This window comes from Kitasatospora sp. NPDC036993, assembly GCF_055607525.1.
In genome coordinates, this window is sequence record NZ_JBVJRP010000024.1 from 94311 (window position 1) to 100040 (window position 5730).

4 protein-coding genes are annotated in these 5730 nt (G+C 72.6%); 3 read left to right on the top strand and 1 reads right to left on the bottom strand.

What is annotated here, in order from left to right:
- Window positions 1-59: 59 nt before the first annotated feature.
- The gene (locus ACZ7C5_RS34910; protein WP_317620244.1) at window positions 60-326 is read right to left on the bottom strand and encodes a hypothetical protein; all 267 of its coding nucleotides are present in this window, start codon (window positions 324-326) and stop codon (window positions 60-62) included.
- A gap of 590 nt (window positions 327-916) precedes the next feature.
- Between ACZ7C5_RS34910 and ACZ7C5_RS34915 the strand changes: the two genes are divergently transcribed.
- From ACZ7C5_RS34915 to ACZ7C5_RS34925, 3 genes are all read left to right on the top strand, one after another.
- Entirely contained in the window at window positions 917-4663 is a 3747-nt protein-coding gene (locus ACZ7C5_RS34915; protein ID WP_470324221.1) for a sensor histidine kinase, read from the top strand.
- Between the two features lie 10 nt (window positions 4664-4673).
- Complete coding sequence (locus ACZ7C5_RS34920) at window positions 4674-5087, top strand: roadblock/LC7 domain-containing protein (RefSeq protein WP_188297107.1); 414 nt, start codon at window positions 4674-4676, stop codon at window positions 5085-5087.
- A 167-nt stretch (window positions 5088-5254) separates the two neighbouring features.
- The gene (locus tag ACZ7C5_RS34925) at window positions 5255-5680 is read left to right on the top strand and encodes a DUF742 domain-containing protein (RefSeq protein WP_188297106.1); all 426 of its coding nucleotides are present in this window, start codon (window positions 5255-5257) and stop codon (window positions 5678-5680) included.
- Window positions 5681-5730 lie beyond the last annotated feature (50 nt).

Sequence of the window (5730 nt, forward strand, 5' to 3'; positions counted from 1 at the left end):
TCGGCTGTCCTGATCTACCACCCCCTGTGCCCTCCCGCCCCCGGTACGGCGTTGCCCGGTCAGTCCCGCACGACGACGACCGGGGCGACCATCAGCTGGATGCGGCGCGGGTTGGCGGTGACGCCCGGCAGCTCGGTGCCGTAGGTCACGACGTCCTCGGGCTTGCGGGCGCCCGGGATCTTGCTGAAGTCCTCGACCGAGGCCAGCGTCGTCCGGCGCGGGTTCGCCGTGGGGCGGCAGGACAGCGTGGACTTGGTGGCGTTCTTCGCCTGGGACATCGAGAGCACCTCGTGGTCGCGGCCGGCCGGATCACGACGGATCGGCACCGGCCTGAGTTGATTCCGATTGATTCGGAGGGGTTCTGGGCAGGCTGGTCTGGGCCGTGCTCCGGAGAGAGCCAGGTTACGAGATCTCATTCCATAGAGGCCGTGACCAAAGCTACACATTGGACTGTGATTTTGCTCACAAAATGATGAGCAAAACGCAGATATCCGACATATCGTCGCAGCGGGATATTCCGACATTTCACCGATAAGGTGCATTCGGGAAGGTCCCCGACTCTTCCCGACCACGACTCTTCTTGGCATGTATCCGGCGAGTGTCCGAAAAAGGCGGTATTCCGGACCCGTTACCGCACAGTCCGTGAGACTGTGCAAGCGGTCGGTAGCGCCGGAGGCCTGGTTCCTGCGGCCCTTGTTGGGATTCCCCGGCTGTGCTGGAATGCGACGGACCGTGGGTAGGGAGTGGTCCACCCCGGTGCCCGCTCTCCCGGACCGGCCGGGGTGCGGATGGAAACTCGACACCGTCCAGGCCGTGGCGACGCGGCGGGACGCCCGGTCCAGAGGTTGCGACGCCAGTGCAGGGACGTTTCAAAAGGGGTAGCGGCGCCGCGGGTAACCCGGAGTCGCGTGAGCCTGTGGCAGCCCCTCAACAGGCGGCGGCCCCCGACGGCCCGGCCGAGCCGGTGACACCCGAGCCCCCCGGCCGCCCGGAGGAGGACGGTCAGGAGCGGAAGTCCGCCCGGGACAAGCTCCGCACCTCGCTGACCCGGCGACGCGCCACCGGTCTGAACCGGCTCGCGATGCGCAACTGGCGCATCCGCACCCGTCTGATCGCGCTGCTCGCCCTCCCCGTGATGGTCTCGCTGGTCCTCGGTGGCCTGCGCATCCAGAGCTCGATGGAGAACTCGCAGCAACTCGCCCAGATGGCCAACCTGTCCGACCTGGCCAAGAAGGCGACCAACCTCGCGGACGCGCTCCAGACCGAGCGCGACATCAGCGCCGGCCCGATCACCAAGGAACCGACCGCCCCGCTGGACGACGACATCGTCGCGGCCCGCAAGTCCACCGACGATCTGAGCCGCACCTTCACCGCGTCCTCCGACAAGTTCGAGAACCTCGAACTGTCCGGTGGAAAGGCGCTGTTGCTCCAGATCCGCAAGGACCTGAACTCGATCGCGGACACCCGCAGCCTGCCGTACCAGAACAACCAGAACATCCAGTCGACGATCACCGCGTACGACGTGATCATCCGCGACCTGCTGTCCATCACCCAGGACATCGCGCTCGCGTCGAACAACAAGGACCTGGTCGTCTCCACCCGCGCGCTCCAGCAGTTCTCGCTGGCGAAGAACGCGACCTCGCAGCAGCGGGCCCTGATCAGCGCCGCGCTCGCGAACCCGAAGAGCCCCGACCTCAGCGCCAGCGACGAGTCCTTCGGTATCCGTCTGCGCAGCTCGTACGACAACGCGATCGCGAGCTTCAACAACATCTACACCGCGCACGACCTGGACAACCTGCGCAGCCAGCTGAGCTACAACTCGGTGGTCGCCGACGCCGACCGCTACGCCTCCACGATCCTCACCCAGAGCGGCATCCGCCAGACCGAGGCGGTCAGCTACAAGGACTGGTACGAGAAGGCCAGCGCCAAGATCACGGCCGAGCGCCGGATCGAGTCCAAGCTCATCGAGAACCTGGACGGCAAGGCCCAGGACCTCCAGGCCCAGGCCGACGCCGACGCCCTGATCATCGGTGTCGCGGTCGCCCTGGTGCTGCTCGTCGCCCTCGGTGGCGCCGGTCTGATCGCCCGCTCGATGGTGCGCTCGCTGACCCGCCTCCAGGCCGCGGCCGAGGACGTCGCCGAGCGCCGCCTGCCCGAACTGGTCAAGACCCTCTCCGAGGCCGACCCGCACGACGTCGACACCACGGTCGAACCGGTCGCCGTCGACTCCACCGACGAGATCGGCCACGTGGCCCACGCGTTCGACATGGTGCACAGCGAGGCCGTCCGCCTCGCCGCCGAGCAGGCCCTCCTGCGCGGCAACATCAACGCGATGTTCACCAACCTCTCGCGCCGCAGCCAGGGCCTCATCCAGCGCCAGCTGTCGCTCATCTCCGAGCTGGAGAGCCGCGAGGCGGACCCGGACCAGCTGGCCAACCTCTTCAAGCTGGACCACCTCGCGACCCGCATGCGCCGCAACGGCGAAAACCTCCTGGTCCTCGCCGGTGAGGACCCGGGCCGCCGCTGGACCAGGCCCGTTCCGCTGGTCGACGTCCTGCGCGCCGCCGCCTCCGAGGTGGAGCAGTACGAGCGCATCGAACTCGCCGCCGTGCCGTCGGCCGAGGTCGCCGGCCGCGTCGTCAACGACCTCGTCCACCTGCTCGCCGAGCTGCTGGAGAACGCCACCTCGTTCTCCAGCCCGCAGACCCGCGTCCGGGTCACCGGCCACGCGCTGCCGGACGGCCGGGTGCTGGTCGAGATCCACGACACCGGCATCGGCCTGAGCCCCGACGACCTCTCCGAGATCAACGAGCGCCTCGCCAACCCGCCGACGGTGGACGTCTCGGTCTCCCGCCGCATGGGCCTCTTCGTGGTCGGCCGCCTGTCGCTGCGCCACGGCATCCGGATCCAGCTCCGTCCCAGTGACTCCGGCGGCACCACCGCGCTGGTCATGCTCCCGGTGGACGTCACCAACTCCGGTGACCGCCGCGGCACCGGCCGCCCCGGCTCCGCCCAGGCCAAGCAGCAGCGCGGGGTCGCCCCGACGCCGCGCCAGCAGCGCCAGATGCCGCCCGCCCGCCCGGGCGGTCAGGCCGCGCTCGGCCAGGGCCCGGCCGGCGGTGCCCCGCAGGGCGGCCGCCCGCAGCTCGGCCAGGGCGGCCCGGCCGCTCCGGCCGGTCCCGGTCCGCAGGCCGGTCCGGGTCCGCAGGCCGGCCCCGGTGCCCCCGGCGGCCGCGCCGGCGGCGGTCTGCCGACCCGCAAGGTCGGCCAGTCGCTGCGCGAGAACCCCGTCCTGCCGGGTGGGGGTCAGCCCGGTCAGGGGCGGCCCGCCCAGCCGCAGCAGAACCCCAAGTCGCCGCAGGCCCCGCAGCAGGCCCAGCAGGGCGGTCTGCCGCAGCGCGCCCCGGGCCGCCAGGGCCCGCCGCAGAGCGGCCCGAACGGCCTGCCCCGCCGCGGCCGTCAGCAGCCGCCCGGCCAGCCGCAGTCCGGCCAGCCCCAGCCCGGCCAACCGCAGTCGGGCCGGCCGCAGCCCGGTCAGCCCCAGGCGGACCGGCCGCAGCCCGGCCAGGAGCGGCCGCGCCCCGGTGGCGAGTTCGACGGCGGTCCCGGTCCCAGGACCGGCGAGCAGCCGCAGCACGGCCGCCCCGGCGGTCCCGGTGCGCCGCAGCAGGGCGCCCGTCCCGGCAACCGTCCGCAGGAGGGACTGCCGCAGCGCCGCCCGGCCCCGCAGGGCCCCGGCGCCCCCGGCCGGCCCGCCGCCCAGGGCCCGCGCGGTCCGCAGCGCCCCGGCCAGGAAGCGCCGCAGCGCGACCGTCAGCCGCAGCTGCCGCCGCAGGCCCCGCAGCCCCAGCCGTCGGCCGAGCCGGCGCCGGTGGAGAGCACCCAGCAGTTCGCCCGCCCGCGCTTCGAGGCCAGCCAGATCGACCCGCGCGACCCGCTGGGCCTCGGCCTGGTCGAGCCGGTGCTGCCGAACGTGCCGAACCCGCCGCGTCCGGAGCCGGTGCGTCAGGAGCGGGCCCCGCAGCAGCCGCTGCCGCTGCCGCACCAGGAGCCGATGGCGCTGCCGACCGGCTCCTCCCAGCCCGCCGACCGGCAGCCCGCCGACGAGCAGCCCTGGCACCCGCAGGACGACGGCGGACAGCAGGCACGGCCGCGGCAGTACCAGCCGCGCCGCCCCGGCACCTCCGCGCCGGAGTTCCGGCCGTCCGCCGAGGAACAGCAGGCTCCGGAGGGCCGGCCGCAGCAGCCGCAGGCCCAGCCCCAGCAGGCCCCCCAGCAGCCGCAGCCCGGGCAGCAGCCGGGCACCGGTGACGCGCCGTGGCGTCCGTCCGCGAACGACGAGCGCTGGCGCCGCGCCGAGCAGGTCCGCGAGCCCTCGACCAGCGGCGTCACCATGTCGGGCCTGCCCCGGCGGACCCCGCAGGCCAACCTGGTCTCCGGCACCGCCGAGGCCTCGCCGCTGACCGGCCCGCAGGTCTCCCGGGCCCCCGAGGAGGTCCGCGGCCGTCTCACCAACCTGCGCCGCGGCATCCAGCAGGGCCGTCGCGCCGGGGCCGAGCAGGCCGCCAACCAGCCGGGCTTCCAGCATGGTGCCCAGCAGCCCGGATTCGATAGTTTCGGTGGCCGGAGCGACGGCAACGGCGCAGATCACCAGGAGCGTTGAGTTGAACCAGATGAGCCAGGCCGCACAGAACCTGAACTGGCTGATCACCAATTTCGTGGACAGCACCCCCGGGGTGTCCCACACCGTGGTGGTCTCCGCGGACGGCCTCCTGCTCTGCATGTCCGAGGGCTTCCCCCGGGACCGTGCCGACCAGCTCGCCGCCGTCGCCTCCGGCCTCACCTCGCTGACCAACGGTGCGAGCCGGATCTTCGAGGGCGGCGAGGTCAACCAGACCGTGGTCGAGATGGAGCGGGGCTTCCTGTTCCTGATGGCCGTCAGCGACGGTTCCTCGCTCGCCGTCCTGGCGGCGCCGGACTCCGACATCGGCCTCGTCGGCTACGAGATGGCCCTGCTCGTCGACCGCGCCGGCGCCGTCCTCACCCCCGCTCTCCGCGCCGAACTCCAGGGCAGTCTCCTGCACTGACCGGAGCCTCCGCGCGGATCCGCCCACCCGTCCCACCGCCCTCGCCGGGTCCGACCCGACCGGACCCGGCGCAACCCTCTCAGCTACCCTCAGGCAGCTGATCCCGCCTCAGCTGGCATCGCCCCAGCTGGAACCGGCTGCTCAAGGCTGCAGCACTAGGAGGACCCATGACCCCGCCCTCGACACCCGCCGGCTCGTACGGCAACGGGTACGGCAGCGGCTACGGCGGGCAGCAGTCCGACGGCTACGAGCAGCAGCCGCTGGTCCGCCCGTACGCGATGACCGGCGGCCGGACCCGACCCCGCTACCAGCTCGCCATCGAGGCGCTGATCTCCACCACCGGTTCGGCCGACCGGGCCACCGGGCTGCTGCCCGAGCACGCCCGGATCGTCAGCCTCTGCCGTGAGGTCAAGTCCATCGCGGAGATCTCCGCCCTGGCCGGCGTGCCGCTCGGTGTCGCCCGCATCCTGGTCGCCGACCTTGCCGAGGCCGGTCTCGTCGCCATCCACCAGCCCGCCGCCGCGGGCGAGTCGGGCGGAACGCCCGATGTCACGCTGCTCGAAAGGGTCCTCAGTGGACTTCGCAAGCTCTAACGCGGCCGCCCCCACCCGCGCCACCACCTCCGCGAAGATCGTCGTCGCGG